This window comes from Paraflavitalea devenefica (genome assembly GCF_011759375.1).
In the GTDB taxonomy this organism is placed as follows: domain Bacteria; phylum Bacteroidota; class Bacteroidia; order Chitinophagales; family Chitinophagaceae; genus Paraflavitalea; species Paraflavitalea devenefica.
Map to the genome: position 1 here is coordinate 1 of NZ_JAARML010000015.1, position 3,162 is coordinate 3,162.

General features: G+C 49.2%; 2 rRNA genes. Both read left to right on the top strand.

What is annotated here, in order from left to right:
* Positions 1–64: 64 nt before the first annotated feature.
* A 23S ribosomal RNA gene (locus HB364_RS32825) occupies positions 65–2,936 on the top strand.
* 110 nt (positions 2,937–3,046) lie between these two features.
* Positions 3,047–3,158: ribosomal RNA gene (gene rrf / locus HB364_RS32830) — 5S ribosomal RNA — on the top strand.
* Positions 3,159–3,162: the final 4 nt, after the last annotated feature.

Sequence of the window (3,162 nt, forward strand, 5' to 3'; positions counted from 1 at the left end):
GCTCTTTGACATATTGGGTAGTTAAAAATTTAAGTTGTAAATGACGAGTAATAGTAATAACTCTTTTAAAGCACTTAAGGGCGTATGGTGGATGCCTTGGCTCTGAGAGACGATGAAGGACGTGGTAAGCTGCGATAAGCTCCGGGGAGCTGCACACAAGCATTAGATCCGGAGATCTCCGAATGGGACAACCCGGCATACTGAAGGTATGTCATCCGCAAGGAAGTCAACCCTGGGAACTGAAACATCTAAGTACCAGGAGGAAAAGAAAACAATCGTGATTCCCCAAGTAGTGGCGAGCGAAAAGGGAACAGCCCAAACCTTGGCAGCGTGCTGCCCGGGGGTTGTAGGACTGCATTTAGAAAGCAACTTCAAGCTGAACTTTCTGGAAAGTAAGACCATAGCAGGTGATAGTCCTGTAGGCAGAAATAGTTGTGGACGAGCAGTATCCTGAGTAAGGCGGGACCGGAGGAATCCTGCCTGAATCTGCCAGCACCATCTGGTAAGGCTAAATACTCCTCAGAGACCGATAGTGAACCAGTACCGTAAGGGAAAGGTGAAAAGCACCCTAAACAAGGGAGTGAAATAGTACCTGAAACCGTACGCCTACAAGCGGTCGGAGCCTGGCAACGGGTGACGGCGTGCCTTTTGCATAATGAGCCTACGAGTTACTCCTCACTGGCGAGGTTAAGTACTTAAGTTACGGAGCCGTAGCGAAAGCGAGTCCGAATAGGGCGACTAGTCAGTGGGGGTAGACGCGAAACTTTGTGATCTATCCATGAGCAGGTTGAAGGTGTGGTAACACACACTGGAGGACCGAACCCGTTAGCGTTGAAAAGCTCTGGGATGACTTGTGGATAGGGGTGAAAGGCCAATCAAACTGAGAGATAGCTCGTTCTCCCCGAAATGTTTTTAGGAACAGCCTCGGATATAGATGTTTGCTAGAGGTAGAGCTACTGATTGGGCTAGGGGGCTTCACCGCCTACCAAACCCTGACAAACTCCGAATGCTAGCAAATTTCTCCGGGAGTGAGGCTGCGGGTGCTAAGATCCGTGGCCGAGAGGGAAATAACCCAGATTAGCAGCTAAGGTCCCTAAGCGTATGTTAAGTTGATCAAACGAGGTGGGACTTCTATAACAGCCAGGATGTTGGCTTGGAAGCAGCCATTCATTTAAAGAGTGCGTAACAGCTCACTGGTCGAGAGGTCCTGCACGGAAAATAATCGGGCATCAAACATACCACCGAAGCTCTAAACTCAAGCAATTGAGTGGTAGGGGAGCATTGCCATCTGCATCGAAGGTGTACGGCGACGTATGCTGGAGCGTTGGCAAAAGAAAATGTAGGCATAAGTAGCGATAAAAGTAGTGAAAAACTACTTCACCGTAAGACTAAGGGTTCCTGATCAACGTTAATCGGATCAGGGTTAGTCGGGTCCTTAGGCAAAGCCGAAAGGCGCAGCTGATGGAAAACTGGTTAATATTCCAGTACCTGCTTTAGTTCCGATGGGGTGACGAGGTAGTGAAAGATCCGCGGGGCAACGGATGTTCCCGTTAAAGGGTGTAGTTATATCGATTCCAGGTAAATCCGGAGTTGATGGCGAACCTGATAGTACAGCAAAGCTTCGGCAGCGCTGATAGTGATCCTAATCAAACCTCCGAGAAAAACCTCTAAGGTGTGGCTAAGGCAGCCCGTACCGCAAACCGACACAGGTAGTCGAGGCGAATAGCCTAAGGTGCTCGGGTGAGCCGCGGAGAAGGAACTAGGCAAATTGATGCTGTAACTTCGGGATAAAGCATACCACAGTAATGTGGTCTCAGTAAAATGGTTCAACCAACTGTTTAACAAAAACACAGGGCCCTGCAAAATCGTAAGATGACGTATAGAGCCTGATACCTGCCCGGTGCTGGAAGGTTAAGGAAGGGTGTTCGGCGCAAGCCAAAGCTCCTGACTGAAGCCCCAGTAAACGGCGGCCGTAACTATAACGGTCCTAAGGTAGCGAAATTCCTTGTCGGGTAAGTTCCGACCTGCACGAATGGTCTAATGAGTTGAACGCTGTCTCCTCCGCGAGCCCGGCGAAATTGTAGTATCGGTGAAGATGCCGGTTACCCGTCACGGGACGGAAAGACCCCGTGAACCTTCACTACAACTTTGCATTGATTTTGAGCAAACAATGTGTAGCATAGTTGGGACGCTTTGAAGCGGTGCCGCCAGGTGCCGTGGAGCGGTCGTTGAAATACCAACCTTTGTTTGCTTAGACTCTAATCCCTGATGGGAAACAGTGCATGGTGGGTAGTTTGACTGGGGTGGTCGCCTCCTAAAAAGTAACGGAGGCTTGCAAAGGTTCCCTCAGTACGGTTGGTAATCGTACGCAGAGCGCATTAGTATAAGGGAGCTTGACTGTGAGACAGACAAGTCGAGCAGGGGCGAAAGCCGGCTAAAGTGATCCGGTGGTTCTGTATGGAAGGGCCATCGCTCAAAGGATAAAAGGTACTCCGGGGATAACAGGCTGATCTCCCCCAAGAGCTCATATCGACGGGGAGGTTTGGCACCTCGATGTCGGTTCGTCACATCCTGGGGCTGGAGAAGGTCCCAAGGGTTCGGCTGTTCGCCGATTAAAGTGGCACGTGAACTGGGTTCAGAACGTCGCAAGACAGTTCGGTCCCTATCTGTGATGGGCGTTAGAATATTGCGTGGACATGACCTTAGTACGAGAGGACCGGGTCGTACGGACCGCTGGTGTATCTGTTGTGCCGCCAGGTGCAATGCAGAGTAGCTACGTCCGGCCAGGATAAACGCTGAAAGCATCTAAGCGTGAAACCTTCCACAAGATGAGTATTCTTTTAAGGGTCGTCGAAGACTACGACGTTGATAGGCTACAGATGTAAAACTGGTAACAGTAAAGTCGAGTAGTACTAATTGCCCGTACGCTTTAATTTTTTTTAATCAATTTCAATGTTAATATTTTAATTGTTTGTTCTGTTGCTCTCATTTACAACTTCCCAATATGTAATCTTATTGACTGGACAATAGTCCGGTATTACCTTCTTATGGTGGTTATACCGAGGGTGTTCACCTCTTCCCATACCGAACAGAGTAGTTAAGCCCCTCATGGCCGATGGTACTGCACCAAAATGCGGGAGAGTAGGTAGCTGCCATATTTAT